General features: G+C 60.5%; 14 protein-coding genes. 6 read left to right on the forward strand and 8 right to left on the reverse strand.

The window, feature by feature from the left end; all coding sequences use genetic code 11:
* Positions 1-44 precede the first annotated feature (44 nt).
* Positions 45-731 (reverse strand): Crp/Fnr family transcriptional regulator, encoded by a 687-nt coding sequence (locus JZ00_RS26575; protein ID WP_039594200.1) that lies wholly within the window; start codon positions 729-731, stop codon positions 45-47.
* 87 nt (positions 732-818) lie between these two features.
* Here JZ00_RS26575 and JZ00_RS26580 point away from each other — a divergent pair, with 87 nt between their 5' ends.
* Positions 819-1343: an Mpo1 family 2-hydroxy fatty acid dioxygenase gene (locus tag JZ00_RS26580; protein WP_039594201.1), complete on the forward strand. Its 525-nt coding sequence runs from the start codon at positions 819-821 to the stop codon at positions 1341-1343.
* 101 nt (positions 1344-1444) lie between these two features.
* Here the strand turns inward: JZ00_RS26580 and JZ00_RS26585 are convergent, their stop codons facing one another.
* The 5 genes from JZ00_RS26585 to oscA all read right to left on the reverse strand — a co-directional run bounded on the left by JZ00_RS26585 (position 1445) and on the right by oscA (position 5520).
* Complete coding sequence (locus JZ00_RS26585; protein WP_039594202.1) at positions 1445-2434, reverse strand: sulfate/molybdate ABC transporter ATP-binding protein; 990 nt, start codon at positions 2432-2434, stop codon at positions 1445-1447.
* 3 nt (positions 2435-2437) lie between these two features.
* The gene (cysW, locus tag JZ00_RS26590) at positions 2438-3307 is read right to left on the reverse strand and encodes a sulfate ABC transporter permease subunit CysW (RefSeq protein WP_039594203.1); all 870 of its coding nucleotides are present in this window, start codon (positions 3305-3307) and stop codon (positions 2438-2440) included.
* A gap of 13 nt (positions 3308-3320) precedes the next feature.
* Positions 3321-4139: a sulfate ABC transporter permease subunit CysT gene (gene cysT / locus JZ00_RS26595; protein ID WP_039594204.1), complete on the reverse strand. Its 819-nt coding sequence runs from the start codon at positions 4137-4139 to the stop codon at positions 3321-3323.
* A gap of 58 nt (positions 4140-4197) precedes the next feature.
* On the reverse strand, positions 4198-5211 hold the full coding sequence (locus JZ00_RS26600; protein WP_039594205.1) for a sulfate ABC transporter substrate-binding protein: 1014 nt from the start codon (positions 5209-5211) through the stop codon (positions 4198-4200).
* Between the two features lie 126 nt (positions 5212-5337).
* The gene (gene oscA, locus JZ00_RS26605; RefSeq protein WP_030138496.1) at positions 5338-5520 is read right to left on the reverse strand and encodes a sulfur starvation response protein OscA; all 183 of its coding nucleotides are present in this window, start codon (positions 5518-5520) and stop codon (positions 5338-5340) included.
* Positions 5521-6010: 490 nt separating this feature from the next.
* On the opposite strand from oscA, the gene JZ00_RS26610 reads away from it, so the two are divergent.
* From JZ00_RS26610 to JZ00_RS26620, 3 genes are all read left to right on the forward strand, one after another.
* A complete protein-coding gene (locus JZ00_RS26610) occupies positions 6011-6394 on the forward strand; it encodes a DUF6124 family protein (RefSeq protein ID WP_039594206.1) in 384 nt (127 codons plus the stop codon).
* Positions 6395-6596: 202 nt separating this feature from the next.
* A complete protein-coding gene (locus JZ00_RS26615) occupies positions 6597-8006 on the forward strand; it encodes a PAAR domain-containing protein (RefSeq protein ID WP_039594207.1) in 1410 nt (469 codons plus the stop codon).
* Positions 8003-8392 carry a hypothetical protein gene (locus tag JZ00_RS26620; RefSeq protein WP_039594208.1) on the forward strand — a complete coding sequence of 130 codons (390 nt, stop codon included), beginning with the start codon at positions 8003-8005 and terminating at the stop codon, positions 8390-8392. Before JZ00_RS26615 ends, JZ00_RS26620 begins: the two co-directional genes overlap by 4 nt.
* Positions 8393-8471: 79 nt before the next feature.
* On the opposite strand, the gene dibA is transcribed toward JZ00_RS26620, so the two are convergent.
* Complete coding sequence (gene dibA / locus JZ00_RS26625) at positions 8472-10376, reverse strand: phosphodiesterase DibA (protein WP_039594209.1); 1905 nt, start codon at positions 10374-10376, stop codon at positions 8472-8474.
* 145 nt (positions 10377-10521) lie between these two features.
* Between dibA and desA the strand changes: the two genes are divergently transcribed.
* Both desA and JZ00_RS26635 read left to right on the forward strand, forming a co-directional pair.
* Positions 10522-11706, forward strand: coding sequence for a delta-9 fatty acid desaturase DesA (desA, locus tag JZ00_RS26630; RefSeq protein ID WP_039594210.1), 1185 nt, complete (start codon positions 10522-10524; stop codon positions 11704-11706).
* A gap of 299 nt (positions 11707-12005) precedes the next feature.
* Positions 12006-12995 (forward strand): GGDEF domain-containing protein, encoded by a 990-nt coding sequence (locus JZ00_RS26635; protein ID WP_039594211.1) that lies wholly within the window; start codon positions 12006-12008, stop codon positions 12993-12995.
* Between the two features lie 61 nt (positions 12996-13056).
* Here JZ00_RS26635 and JZ00_RS26640 read toward each other — a convergent pair whose 3' ends face one another.
* On the reverse strand, positions 13057-14271 hold the full coding sequence (locus JZ00_RS26640) for an HDOD domain-containing protein (protein WP_039594212.1): 1215 nt from the start codon (positions 14269-14271) through the stop codon (positions 13057-13059).
* Between the last annotated feature and the right edge of the window lie 54 nt (positions 14272-14325).

Consider the following 14325-nt stretch of genomic DNA (forward strand, 5'->3'; position numbering starts at 1 on the left):
TGACCTTCGCCCAGAGAACCCTCGCCACGGATGCCGCGTCGGATTCAAATCGCGGTCAATGCCCGCAACCCCTCGATGTCTAGAATCTCGATCTCGCCATATCCCAGATGAACAATGCCCTGCCCCTGCAAATCCTTGAGGATCTGGTTGGTGGTCTGGCGCGACAGGGAAAGCATCAGCGCCAGTTGTTCCTGAGGCAGTTGCAAGATCCGGCGCGCCGAATCGATTTCGCCGTAGCCCTCGGCGATCATCAGCAGGCGGTGGGCCAAGCGGGCCGGGGCGGGCATCAGGCTCAAGTGTTCGAGATTGATGAACGTCAGGCGCAGCTTGTGGCTCATCAGCAAGGCAAGATGGCGCCAATACACGGGTTGTTCTTCCAGGAAGGCCAATAGCGCAGCCTGTGGCACATGCAGCAACGAACATTGCCCGACGCCCGCCGCATCATGGGTTCGCGGCTGCCCATCGAACAGGCAGATTTCACCGAACCAATGAGGCGTCTCCACCACGCTCAGCAGCGCTTCCTTGCCCTGCTCGCTGACCGCGCCGATGCGCACCGCGCCTTCAAGCACCGCGTACAAGCCGCAGGGCGAATCGCCGCGCTTGAACAACAACTGCCCCGGCGCCAGGCGGCGCACCCGCGACATGCCCAGCAGACTATTCTGTAACTCAGCAGGCAGGTGGCTGTACCAATGGCCGGTCAGCAGATGCGTGTGCCAGGGGTGCGAATTCATGGAAACTCCGGGACAAGTGTCGGCTAGCTGACAGAGCGCCTCGTGAAACCTGTTCATCATGAAGGCATCACCTCAGGAGGAACAACAATGAAAAGCCTCGTCGATCACCTCAGTCAATACGCGGCCTACCACCGCGACCCGCGCAATATCGCCAGCCACTTCATCGGCATCCCGCTGATTTTTGTCGCCGTCGCGGTATTGCTGTCACGGCCGGGATGGCCGGTTGGCGCGGTCCTGGTTTCTCCCGCGCTGCTGATGGCCGTGGCGAGTGCCTGGTTCTATCTGCGCCTGGAATTGCGCCTGGGTGTGCTGATGACCGTGCTGCTGAGTCTCGCCGTCTGGCTGGGCCAGGTGCTCGCCGCGCAAAACACAGCGCTATGGCTGGCCAGCGGCCTGGGCATGTTCGTGGTGGGCTGGGTGATCCAGTTCGTCGGTCACTATTACGAAGGGCGCAAACCGGCGTTCGTCGATGACCTCACCGGCTTGATCGTCGGGCCGTTGTTCGTGGTGGTCGAGGCGGGATTCATGCTGGGCATGCGCCATGATCTCAAGCAGCAAATCGAGGCGCAGGCGGGGCCGGTAAGAATCAATCCGAAGCGAGCGGCTGCCTGAGGCCGCCTTCGCGAGCAGGCTCGCCCCCACAGCGGATCTGCGCCGTACACAAATCCCTTGTGGAAGCGAGCCCAGCTCCGGGCGGCGTTCCGACGAAGCCTTTAAAGATTGGACACCTTCTGCCAGACCTTCGGCTTGAAGAACAACGTCTCGCCCTTCGCCAACCCCACCAGGCTGTCGTGGTCCTTCACCACTTCGGCCTCGATCAGTTCGCTCTGGCCCTCCACCTTCAACGTCACCCGGGTGGTGGCGCCGAGCGGGCGGATGTCGCGCACTTCGGCGGCGTGGTGGTCTTCCAGTTCCGAACGCGACAACGAGACTTCATGAGGACGGAACAGCACATGCCGGTCCTCCCCCAAATGCAGGCGGTTCGAGTCGCCGAGGAAGTGGTAAACAAAGTCGCTGGCCGGGTTTTCGTAGACGTCTCCTGGTGAGCCGATCTGCTCGATCACGCCCTTGTTCATCACCACGATCCGGTCGGCGACTTCCATGGCCTCTTCCTGGTCGTGGGTCACGAACACCGAGGTCAGGTTGATGTCCTCGTGCAACCGCGCCAGCCAGCGGCGCAGTTCCTTGCGGACCTTGGCGTCGAGGGCGCCGAACGGTTCGTCCAGCAGCAATACCTTGGGCTCGACCGCCAGGGCACGGGCCAGGGCGATACGCTGGCGCTGGCCACCGGACAACTGCTCCGGGTAGCGGTCGGCGAGCCAGTCCAGTTGGACCATGTTCAGCAGTTCGTGGACCTTGGCCGCGATCTGGCTTTCGTTCGGGCGCTGGCCCTTGGGTTTCATGCGCAGGCCGAAGGCGACGTTGTCGAACACCGTCATGTGGCGGAACAAGGCGTAGTGCTGGAACACGAAACCGACGTTGCGATCACGCACGTCGTGGCCGGAGACGTCCTCGCCGTGGAAGACGATATTGCCCTGATCCGGCGTCTCGAGGCCGGCAATGATTCGCAGCAACGTGGTCTTGCCGCAACCCGATGGCCCGAGCAGCGCCACCAACTCGCCGCTCTGGATGTCCAGGCTGATGTCGTCCAGGGCCCTGAAGGCGTTGAAATTCTTGCTGACGTTACGGACTTCGATCGACATGACTTATTCCTCCGCGGCGCTGTCGCGCAGGCGGTTGATTCGGTTTTCGCTCCACTGCTTGAGCAGCAGGATGAAGAGCGCCAGGATCAGCAACAGGCTCGCCACGGCGAACGCGGCCACGTGGTTGTATTCGTTGTAGAGGATCTCGACGTGCAGCGGCAGGGTGTTGGTCACCCCGCGAATGTGCCCGGAGACCACCGACACCGCGCCGAACTCACCCATGGCCCGGGCGGTACACAGCACCACGCCATAGATCAGGCCCCACTTGATGTTCGGCACGGTGACATGCCAGAACATCTGCCAGCCATTGGCGCCCAGCAGGCGCGCGGCCTCTTCTTCCTGGGTGCCTTGTTCCTGCATCAGCGGGATCAGTTCGCGGGCCACGAACGGCACGGTGACGAAGATGGTCGCCAGGACGATGCCCGGCAGCGCGAACACGATCTGGATATCGTGATCCTGCAGCCACGGCCCGAACAGGCCCTGGGCGCCGAACATCAGCACGTAGACCAGGCCCGCGATCACCGGCGACACCGAGAACGGCAGGTCGATCAGCGTCACCAGCATGCTCTTGCCGCGGAATGAATACTTGCTCACGCACCACGCGGCACTGACGCCGAACACCAGGTTCAGGGGCACCGAAATCAACACCGCGAACACGGTGAGCTTGAGCGCCGACAATGCGTCAGGCTCGAAGATTGCCGCGAAGAAAGTCCCAAGGCCGGACTTCAAGCCCTGGGACACCACAATGAACAACGGCAGCAGTAAAAACAGCGCAAAAATCAGCCAGCCGAGGCCGATCAGCACGCGCCGCGACGTCGCACTGCCACGGCGAGCGGCGTTGGTGGAGGCAGCGGAAATAGACGATTGGGACATGATTCGCGCCTCCTTATGGGGTTTCGATGCGCCGCTGCAGCAGGTTGATCAGCAGCAACAGGACGAAGGAAACCACCAGCATCAGCACGCCGATGGAGGTGGCGCCGGTGTAGTCGTATTGGTCGAGCTTGACCATGATCAGCAGCGGCAGGATCTCGGTTTTCATCGGCATGTTGCCGGCGATGAAAATCACCGAACCGTACTCGCCCACGCCTCGGGCAAAGGCCAGGGCGAAGCCGGTCAACCAGGCTGGCAACAATGCCGGCATCAGGATATGGCGGAACACCTGCCACGGTTTCGCGCCAAGGCAAGCGGCGGCTTCTTCGACTTCACGGGGAATGTCGGCCAGCACCGGCTGCACCGTGCGCACCACGAACGGCAGCGTCACGAAGGTCAGCGCCAGGGTGATGCCCAGCGGAGTGTAGGCGATCTTGAAACCCAGGTCGGTGGCAAACTGGCCAACCAGGCCGGTCGGCGCGTACAACGCCGTCAGCGCGATACCGGCCACGGCGGTGGGCAAGGCGAACGGCAGGTCGATCATCGCGTCGATGATTTTGCGGCCGGGGAAGGTGTATCGCACCAGCACCCAGGCCAGCAACGTACCGATCACGCCGTTGATGATCGCGGCGTACAGCGCGGTGCCGAAACTGAGCTTCAGGGCAGCCAACACCCGCGGCGCCGAAATGATCGCCCAGAACTGTTCCCAGGTGAGTTGGGCGGCGTGCACGAACATCGCCGCCAGCGGTATGAGCACAATCAGACTGAGGTACACCAGGGTGTAGCCCAGCGTCAGCCCGAAGCCGGGTATGACGGGGGATATGCGACGCGACATAAAGGTCCTTGGTTGTGTGGCAAGCTCCCTCGCCACAATGAATCCGGGTCTGTTGAGCTTACTGCGCCTGATAGATCTGGTCGAACACACCGCCATCGTTGAAGAATTTCGGCTGGGCAGTCTTCCATCCGCCGAAGTCCTTGTCGATGGTCACCAGTTCCACCTTCGGGAACTGCCGGGAATACTTGGCGGCCACGTCCTTGTCACGCGGGCGATAGTAATTCTTCGCGGCGATTTCCTGCCCGGCCGGGCTGTACAGGTGCTTGAGGTACGCTTGGGCGATCTCGGCATTACCCTTTTTCTCGGCATTCCTGTCCACCACCGCCACCGGCGGTTCGGCGAGGATCGACAGCGACGGCACGACGATGTCGAACTTGTCGGCGCCGCCGTCTTCTTTCAGCGCCAGGAACGCTTCGTTTTCCCAGGCCAGCAACACGTCACCCTGACCGTTATTGACGAACGTGATGGTCGAGCCACGGGCACCGGTGTCGAGGATCGGCACGTGCTTGAACAGCGCTTGCACGTATTCCTTGGCCTTGGCTTCGTCGCCACCATTGGCTTTCAGGCCGTAGGCCCAGGCCGCGAGGAAATTCCAGCGAGCGCCGCCGGAGGTCTTCGGGTTCGGCGTGATGACCGACACGTCATCCTTGATCAGGTCGCCCCAGTCCTTGATGCCCTTGGGATTGCCCTTGCGCACCAGAAACACGATGGTCGAGGAGTAGGGTGTGCTGGCGTCCGGCAGGCGTGTTTGCCAGTCCGTCGGCAGGGACTTGCCCAGCTTGGCGATTTCGTCGATGTCGCCGGCCAGGGCCAGGGTCACCACATCGGCGCGCAGGCCATCGATCACCGCGCGGCCCTGCTTGCCCGAACCGCCATGGGACTGCTGGATTTTCACCGTGTCGTCCGGATGCGCTTTCTTCCAGAAGCTGGCGAATTCGGCATTGTATTCCTGATAGAGCTCGCGGGTCGGGTCGTAGGACACGTTGAGCAACTCGTAATCCTTGGCAACCGCGGAACCTGCAAAAACAGCGCTGGCCAGGGCGGCCAAGGCATAACGGCGAATCGACGACATGGTGAAAGCTCCTGGAATTCTGGTTTTTATGGCTTCTGGAATCGGCTGGCTTGCAGGAAGGATCGCCGCCTGCGACAGCTCCCGCGACAAAGCCCCCTGCTGGGAGCTGCCGCAGGCGGCGATCCTTTAACTCGGTTTCTGACTCGGTTGCTGCAGGCGGAATTTTTCCTTGCGCTCGATCTGCACCACCTGCGCGTTGTGCACGGTGATCTCCACCGCGCCAAAGCGTAGATCGCGCAAGGCGCTCTGGATCTCGCGCAAAATGGTTGCTTCGTCCTGTCCGTCAACGCTACGTAGAGATGCGCTCATGCTGCTGCTCCTTGAGTTGAATGCCTGGCAGTGGGCGGCACTGCTTGCGGCGTGGGAGCAATACTAGATAAGTGCTGATATTCTTAAAAAGACTATTTAAGAATTTTTATATAACCAAAATCACAACCCGAATGGAGGGTCCTACGGCGGCTCTGATTGCGGGTCTTTTGCCCTGCCATATCGTCGGAGATTTCCTTCAAACCGTGGTGCCGTTGATGAACTAGGCAGCACTGCCGAGCGCCGCTAACCTCTGATCGTCATCGCAAAAAACGGTGACACGGACGTGCAAGTCCGGGTAAAACACCAACCCTTGATGCTCCTAGCCATTCGTGGCGCATTCGCGCCCGTGTTTTATGGCGGCTGTGTTCGGGAGATCTTCGGATCTGCCGAGTTTTTGGGTAGGGTTGCTCGGTCTTGCACACTCGCACACAGCTGCCACCCTTCATTGCGTGCAAGCGATCCAGGGCGGTTCTCTATAGGAAACCTACCCATGTTCAAACCTACGCCAAATCCGCCGAAAGACGGCCATAAATCCCGCGTCGAAAAACTCGAAGAACAACGCCTCGAAGACGCCACCAACCGCGCCCTCGACTACTACCTCAAGCCCAAACCCGGCTCACCGCCGCAACCCGACAAAGACCAACTCTTCATCGTCTCCCCGCACATCGACACCGAAACCCTGCTCGCCAACGCTTCCGAAGACCTGCTCTCCATCAGCACCATCGCCGCCGACCTGGCCGACGACATCGACGAATCACGCCGCTGCGTCGCCCTGGCGATCAGTCGCATGGCCGATGGGGTGCAGTTGTTGGTCGAGCGGGCGTTGGATCATCTGGAAACGCAGGGGATGGCGGCGACTGGCGCCGAGGGTTAGCGCAGGTATTGACGCAGACTGAACATCGCCATCGTCGCGAGCAGGCTCGCTCGCTCGCGATAGCAGAGCGGCTGTCGATTTGTAGGACGCGTGACCTTGCGTTGTACGAGCTTTCCTATTCTCTCCAAATGCCCTGCCGCAGGGATTGCACCCGATCAACTCCCCATCGTTTTATGGGTCGCCTCGATGGAGGGGAAATCTAATGAGCAAGGGTTATTACATTGGGCTCGGTGACCAGACCACCTGTGGTGGGAAGGTACTGGATGGGGACGCACGCAACAGAATGAATGGTATCGCTCGTGCCCGTGAAGGTGATCCGGTTTCTTGTGGCAAGGACGGGGAGACTTATCGGATTGTGGGCGGGATATCAGGCATGACCAGCAACGGCCGGCGTAACGCCGGCTCGCTGGACAGCGTCAGCAGTTGCCCTTGTAACGCCAAGTTGATTCCATCGTTACTCTCGGCCACTTACAGAAAAGCCGGCGCTGCACCGCAAGCCGGCCGAGCCGCTGAATCGGTTTCGCAGCCCGCGAACACCGTTCCCGCTGCGTCGCGCCACTCGGGTTTTGCCCCTTCAAGCAACCCGGCATTCGCGGCATTCACCCGCATGGAACCCCAGGAACCGGGCTTCTACGTCGTCCCTAAAAGCGTGAGCCGTGAAGCCTTGGAAGCCACGTTATTCCCCGCGCCCGACCCGCAGGTGATGCGCAAATTCCGAGCGTTGAACCCTCACCGCGATGTTGTAAAAGCCGGTTCGATGATCGTGCTGAGCGACCCGAACAATCTGCAATGCACCCGCGAAGAAGCTCAGGTGATGGCGGCAGCGGAAACGGTGAATGCTGCGCTCGAAGACCTGACAGCCGAACAAGCCGATTTCATGCACCGCCACGCAGCCGAGATCGCCAGCTTCACCGGTCAGACCTCGACTTGGCTCGGTGTCAGCGCCGTGGTGATGGAAAAACACTTGGCCAGCCTGCGCGATACCTTGCAAGCCATGGAACGCTTGCATCAGGACAGCTATCGCCAGCACGGCCATCTCAAATCACCGCAATTCTTTACCGAACGCAGGCTCCTGCTCGCCCAATTGGATGCTCACTTGCTGAACTCCACCCGCCTGCGCGGCCATACGACACTGGGCGATCACCCCAAGCTGAAAACCGCCCTTGGCATTTCCAGCCGTAGTCTGGTTCATCATTGGGACAAGGCTGGCGCGCCGGGGCAGATACCGGGGTATGCGACACATGTGGAGAGCATAAGTCGTGCCGCAAAATATATGCAGATGGGTGGGTATGTCGGCATTGGGATTGGTGGCGTGTCTTCAGTGCTCGCGGTACAGGAAGTTTGTAACGGAGGCTCTGAGGCGGCTTGTGAGAAAGTTAAGTTCACTGAAGGGGGAAAATTCGGCCTATCCACTTTTGGCGGTGCTTGGGGTGGAAGTATAGGTCTATCAGCCAGCGGGCCGCTCTGCTTGGTGCTTGGTGTCTCTACTGGTATTGGGGGTGTCATTTGTGTCGCGGCCGTAGTGGGCGTTGGTGCTTGGGCGGGTACAGCTGCTGGAAGTATGGGAGGCGAAAAAATAGGTGATGTTATGTACGAGATAGCTTTGCCATGACGCTGGGGGAGTTCTGGAACTCTTCGCTGTCTGATTGGATTGTGTTGGCTATGATCCCCTTGAATCTTGCGTGCTTGATGTTCAGTCTGTATCTAATTCGCCATCATTTAGACACCATGATGGCCGCTTTGAAAAACAGCCGTTTCATATACCTTTGGGCCCCCGCTTGGCGGAATCGAGGCTGCTTTGGAGGATTTGTGCTGCTAAGTAAAATTGCCGGGATGGTGATATTTTCGAATGCGTATATCCGCATCGGGGATGTGGACGCCGTTGATATCAAACATTTCCCACACTATCTGAAACGTCTTCTCATCATTGATATAACGTTGATGACCTTTACTTTGGTATGGATGGGCGTTGTAGCTGCACTGATCAAGTTCAAATGAATCTATCAATACCAGCAGAACTGACGCCATCGCGAGTTGCTCGCGACGGCGTCAGTTTTGTCAGCAATTCCATGGGGGATCAGACAATAGGCGCCCGATCCCAATCCAACTGCGCCGCCGCCACCGGTCGCCCAAACCAGTACCCCTGCCCCAACTCACAAGCCTGGCCCAGCAGAAACGCCGCTTGCTCGCGCTGCTCGATGCCCTCGGCATGCACCTGCATGCCCATGCTATGGGCCAGGGCGATGATCACGCGCACGATCGCCACGTCATCTTCGTCCCACGGCAGCCCGGCGACAAAGCCCTGGTCGATCTTGAGTTTCTGCACCGGTAGGCGCTTGAGCCGCAGCAGCGATGAATAACCCGTGCCGAAGTCATCGATGGCCAGGCGCACGCCCAATTCGCGCAAGCGGTGCATTTGTTCAAGCGCGACTTCCGGGTCTTCCATGACGGCGCTTTCGGTGACTTCCAATTCGAGGAAGGCCGGATCGAGGCCAGTCTCATGAAGTACGCGGGCGACTTGCTCGTACAATTCGCGACGGGCGAACAAGCGGCTGGACACATTGACCGCGACGAACGACAGGACCACGCCGGCCCGCTGCCACTGGCACATCTGCCGACAGGCCTGTTCCATGACCCAGGCGTCAACCTGGGCGATCAGCCCCGTACGCTCGGCGATCGGAATGAACTCGGCCGGCGAAACCAGCCCACGGATGGGATGCTCCCAACGCACGAGGGCCTCGACACCAACCAGGCGGCTGGTCGCCAGGTCGTGCACGGGTTGGTAATGCACGCGCAATTCCTGTTGCTGCAGGGCACGCCGCAGCTCGAAAGCGACCTCGACCCGTTGCTGAGCGTGAGCGGTGAGTTCTTCGGTGTACAGGGCGTAGCCATCCCGCCCGCTGCTCTTGGCCTTGAACAGGGCCGAATCGGCGTTACGCAACAATTGGCCGGCGCTGAGGGCATCGCCGGGAAACAGGCTGATACCGATGCTGGCGTTGATAAACAGCGACTGCTCGCCGAGCTGCAACGGCTCTTTCAAGGCATCGAGGATGCGCCGGGCCAATGCCGCCGCCTGCCCAGGCTGCGAGCAGTTTTCCACCAGCACCGCGAATTCGTCGCCGCCCAACCGAGCCAGGGTGATGCCCGGCGCGAACAGATCGAGAAAACGCTTGGCCACGCCTTTGAGCAATTCATCACCCACGGTGTGGCCGAGGCTGTCGTTGATGTTCTTGAAATGGTCCAGGTCCAACAGCAGCAGTGCGCACCCGCGCTTGTGAAGCTGCGCCGACGCCACGGCCTGCTCGGTGCGATCGGAAAACAGCAGGCGATTGGGCAGGCCGGTCAGCGGATCGTGATGGGCCAGGTGCGCCAGCTCATGCTCTGAATCTTTGATCGCGCTGATATCGGAAAACACCGCGACGTATTGGCTGACTTCGCCGTTGTCATCAACAACGGCACGGATGGTCTGCCATTGCGGATAGATCTCGCCGCTTTTACGGCGGTTCCAGATTTCGCCGCTCCATTCCCCGCGGCTGGACAGTGAAGCGAACATCTCCCGGTAAAACGCCTGACCATGCCGGCCCGACTTGAACAGGTTGGGTTGCCGGCCCAGCACCTCGTCGCGGGCATAACCGGTGATCGCCATGAACGCCCGATTGACATGCACGATCAGGCCTTGACGGTCCGTGACCAGGACGCCTTCGCGGGTGCAATCGAACACGGCGGCGGCCTGGCGCAATCGCTCCCGGTCGACATCGCCCCCGCCCTTCGCGAAACAACGCGCGATCCGCACCCGAGCCATGAAAATCAACCCGGCGCTGACCAGCACCCAGGCATAACCGTTGATCAGTTGCCAGCGAAGCCGGTCGGCGGAATGATCGAAGAAACTGCTCAATAAATAACCAACCAGCTGCAACCAGGCGATCGATACCACGAGGTAAAGCAGTGCCCCACGCATGGCACTGCGGTGCGAGATGGTCATGCGGCCGTCCATGTCCCTGAAATTTGACGGGATTATAGAGGAAGAAACATCCTGCCACTCTTATCTGAAAGGCCGACTGGTTTTCTCTCTCGGGCTGGTGATAATGCAACGGCAGTTTCTATTTTTATCGAGGGCCCTACAGCCTATGTGGTACGAAGGTTTTCTTGGCTTGTCGCCCTGGTCGCTGGTGGCAGTCACCCTGCTGATGACCCACGTGACGATCATCAGCGTCACGGTCTACCTGCACCGTTATTCGGCTCACCGTTCCCTTGAACTGAACGCCGGCCTCAAACATTTCTTTCGTTTCTGGCTGTGGCTGACCACGGCGCAGAACACCCGCGAGTGGACCGCCATCCACCGCAAGCACCACGCTAAATGCGAAACCGAGGATGACCCTCACAGTCCGGTCATCAAGGGCCTTTCCACCGTGCTGCGCAAAGGCGCCGAGCTGTACCGTGCCGAAGCGGAAAACCCGGAAACCCTGCGCATCTATGGCAAGAACTGCCCAGAGGACTGGATCGAACGCAACCTCTACAGCCGTTACCCGCTGCTGGGCGTGGCGATCATGGGCGTCATCGACCTGCTACTGTTCGGCACCATTGGCATCACCATCTGGGCCATCCAGATGATGTGGATTCCCGTATGGGCCGCGGGCGTGGTCAATGGCCTGGGGCATGCCGTGGGCTATCGCAACTTCGAATGCCGCGACGCGGCGACCAACCTGGTGCCTTGGGGCATCCTGATCGGTGGCGAAGAGCTGCACAACAACCACCACACCTACCCCAATTCCGCCAAGCTGTCGGTGCGCAAATGGGAGTTCGACCTGGGCTGGGCCTGGATCAAGGTGTTCAGCTTCCTGCGCCTGGCCAAGGTCCAGCGGGTCGCGCCGATCGCCCATCGGGTCGAAGGCAAGGGCCACCTGGACATGGACACGGCCATGGCCATTCTCAACAACCGTTTCCAGATCATGGCCCAGTACCGCCGGCTGGTCATTGCGCCGCTGGTCAAGCAGGAACTGGAAAAGGTCGATCACTCTGTCCGCCACCAGTTTCACCGAGCCAAACGCCTGCTGTCCCGGGAAACCAGCCTGCTGGACGACCGTCACCATGTGCGCATCCAGAACATGCTGGAGCACAGCCAGGCGCTGAAGGTGATCTACGAAAAACGCCTGGCCTTGCAGCAGATCTGGGTCAAGACCAGCAGCAACGGCCACGACATGCTCGCGGCCATCAAGGAATGGGTCCACGAAGCAGAAGCCAGTGGCATCCAGTCCCTGCGGGACTTCGCCGACCAGCTGAAAACCTACTCGCTGCGGCCAGCCACGGCCTGACCTGACCTGACCTGACCACACCATGTGGGAAGGGCTTTTTTGTGGCGAGGGAGCTTGCTCCCGCTGGGCTGCGCAGCAGCCCTTCTTTCCTTGTGAGCGCTTCGCGCTCAAGCGGGAGCAAGCTCCCTCGCCACAGATTCAATACCTGGCATCTTACGGGCTAAATCCCCCGCCCTTCGTCGCCTGAAAAGGAACTTCGCCCACAATCCCCTATCTCAAGAGCACTTCGCCATCCTGGCGGGCTTTGGAGTGAGCGCGTGCAAATCCATAGCAATGCACGTTCCTTGAGATTTGTGCCAATGGTCGATAAGAACCTACAGGATTCATCCCAGCCGCATTGGCCCGAAGCGGCGCAGACGCTCATGGCGCTGATGCATGCCCAGGGCGAAGTTGCGCGCCTGAGCGAGCGGGAGCAGCTGTTCAGTTCGCTGTTGGTCAGCGTCAATGCGGTGCTGTGGGCGTTCAATTGGGAGACCCGGCAAGTGCTGTATGTCAGCCCGGCTTACGAGCGGATTTTCGGCCGGCCCGCGGGGCTGGTCCTGGCGGATTACAACGAATGGCGTGACGCCATCTACCCGGACGATCTGGATTACGCCGAGCGCAGCCTGGCTGAAGTGCTGGTCAAAGGCGCGGTCGAAGACCGTGAGTATCGGATTATCGCCGCCGACGGCCAGATTCGTTGGCTAAGCGACAAGTGCTTCATCAACCGTCAGGCCGATCCGGGACAACCAGTGATCGTCGTCGGCATTGCCGAGGACATCACCGAAAAAAAGCTGCTCGAAAGCGAACTGCAGCGCCTGGCGACCACCGACGTATTGACCCAGAGCAGCAACCGTCGCCACTTCTTCGAATGCGCCCATCGCGAATTCGAGCAGGCACGGTTGCAAGGCACTCCCATGGCATTCCTGTTGCTGGACATCGATGATTTCAAATTGATCAACGACACCTACGGCCATCAGGAAGGCGATACGGTGTTGCAGAAGATCGCAGAGAGCGGACGGAGCGTGCTCAGGCGCGGTGACCTGTTCGGACGGATCGGCGGTGAGGAATTCGCCGCTGTGTTTCCAGGTTGCGCACCGGACATGGCGTTGCAGGTCGCAGAACGCTTGCAGCGGGAGATCCAGCGCTTGGCGTTCCGCTGCGGCGAGCAGAACTTCGGCATCACTGTCAGCCAGGGCTTGACCGGGATCACCGCCGAAGACCAGACGCTCGATAGCCTGTTCTCCCGCGCGGATGCGGCCATGTACGAGGCCAAGCGCCAGGGCAAGAACCGCATCATCGCGGCTTGATCAGACTTCACCACTTAACCGTGTGCGAGCAGGCTCGCTCCCATGCGGTTAACGGGTGGTTTTACTGGCGGCGCAATCGCATCAATTCCGGTAGCCCTATCTTCAGCAAACGCGCCGTGCGCCCCCCAGCCAGCTCTTCAAGCCCCTCATGGGATGGCAGATGGGCCAGTTGCGCGGCCATGTTCATCACCAGCGCCTCGCGGGAATAAACCCCGCCGCCGAGGCCATACACTGCCGCGATCAACTCTCGCAGTTCCAGGGGCAGGCGCCAGCGGGCGCGCAGTGCCGAGCCGAAGCCGGCGCCGAACGCTTCAAGCGAGTCCCCGATTTCCTCGGGCTCATCCAGGTCGCCCCCGGCCTGCTTCCATTCTTCCAGGCAACGCAGCAACGCCAGATCGCCCAAGCGATGCAACAGGCCGGCGCAATAGCAGCGTTCCTGCTCCAGATCGAGCAGGCGTGCCATTGTCCGAGCGTACTCTGCGGTGTGCAGCGACAATTCCCAGTAGCGTTCGGCATAGTCTGCCAGGCAAGGATCACTCAGCCGGGCACAACGCTTGAGCGTCAAGCCCAGGATCAGATTCATGCTCTGCCCGGTACCGAGCTGGTGCAGCGCCTGGGCCAGCGTCTGTACCGGCCCGCCACCCTGATGCTGCGCGGCGCTGTTGGCGGCGGCAATCAGCACGGCGGTAATCTGCGGGTCGGCGCGAAATTCGTCTCCCAACAGCTTCAGGTCCAGGCCACCGGGATTGAGGCAACGCTTTACCGCCACTTGCACATCGGCCATCAACGGCGCGCCTTCGGCAAAATCCCGTCGACGCTCCAGGAAAGTCGCCAATGTCAGCCCAGGGCCCGGGATGGGCAAGGCATTGGAAGTATCTTCACCACTCAAGAGCAGGCCTTGCAGCCGTTGGGTCAGGTTCTCCCGGTTCAACGGTTTGGTCAGGTACGCCGTCGGCGCCAGCGGCAACACCTCGCGCACGCTGGCGCTGTCATTGCGCTGGCTAACCAGGATGAAAGGCAACGCGGGTGAGCGACGCTGCTGGCGCAAGCCGCGCAGGATGCTCAAGCCATCGACGCCCGGCAGCTCCCAGTCGGCGATGATCAAGTCATATGGGTGGTGGGCAAGCAATTCCAGGGCCTGCTTTCCTTCGCCACAGGTGTCCACCCGAGCGTCGCAGCGCACCGCTGACAACGCCTGCTCCAGCAGCTCCCTGGACGCCGGGTCGGCCTCGGCAATCAGTACACGCGGTCCAGCAGGTAAATCCACAGCCGTCATGCCGCATCGCTCCCATGTAATACATGCACCTTAGACAATAGTGGTCGTTCCAGA

Origin of the sequence: Pseudomonas frederiksbergensis, assembly GCF_000802155.2 — a bacterium.
Lineage (GTDB): Bacteria > Pseudomonadota > Gammaproteobacteria > Pseudomonadales > Pseudomonadaceae > Aquipseudomonas > Aquipseudomonas frederiksbergensis_A.

Bases quoted from the DNA above. Each gene is read 5' to 3' on its own strand.
- cysW (WP_039594203.1), bottom strand. From the start codon at position 3,307: ATGTCCCAATCGTCTATTTCCGCTGCCTCCACCAACGCCGCTCGCCGT.
- cysT (WP_039594204.1), bottom strand. From the start codon at position 4,139: ATGTCGCGTCGCATATCCCCCGTCATACCCGGCTTCGGGCTGACGCTG.
- JZ00_RS26640 (WP_039594212.1), bottom strand. From the start codon at position 14,271: ATGACGGCTGTGGATTTACCTGCTGGACCGCGTGTACTGATTGCCGAG.
- JZ00_RS26585 (WP_039594202.1), bottom strand. From the start codon at position 2,434: ATGTCGATCGAAGTCCGTAACGTCAGCAAGAATTTCAACGCCTTCAGG.
- JZ00_RS26615 (WP_039594207.1), top strand. From the start codon at position 6,597: ATGAGCAAGGGTTATTACATTGGGCTCGGTGACCAGACCACCTGTGGT.
- dibA (WP_039594209.1), bottom strand. From the start codon at position 10,376: ATGACCATCTCGCACCGCAGTGCCATGCGTGGGGCACTGCTTTACCTC.
- JZ00_RS26600 (WP_039594205.1), bottom strand. From the start codon at position 5,211: ATGTCGTCGATTCGCCGTTATGCCTTGGCCGCCCTGGCCAGCGCTGTT.
- desA (WP_039594210.1), top strand. From the start codon at position 10,522: ATGTGGTACGAAGGTTTTCTTGGCTTGTCGCCCTGGTCGCTGGTGGCA.
- JZ00_RS26620 (WP_039594208.1), top strand. From the start codon at position 8,003: ATGACGCTGGGGGAGTTCTGGAACTCTTCGCTGTCTGATTGGATTGTG.
- JZ00_RS26610 (WP_039594206.1), top strand. From the start codon at position 6,011: ATGTTCAAACCTACGCCAAATCCGCCGAAAGACGGCCATAAATCCCGC.
- JZ00_RS26580 (WP_039594201.1), top strand. From the start codon at position 819: ATGAAAAGCCTCGTCGATCACCTCAGTCAATACGCGGCCTACCACCGC.
- JZ00_RS26575 (WP_039594200.1), bottom strand. From the start codon at position 731: ATGAATTCGCACCCCTGGCACACGCATCTGCTGACCGGCCATTGGTAC.
- oscA (WP_030138496.1), bottom strand. From the start codon at position 5,520: ATGAGCGCATCTCTACGTAGCGTTGACGGACAGGACGAAGCAACCATT.
- JZ00_RS26635 (WP_039594211.1), top strand. From the start codon at position 12,006: ATGGTCGATAAGAACCTACAGGATTCATCCCAGCCGCATTGGCCCGAA.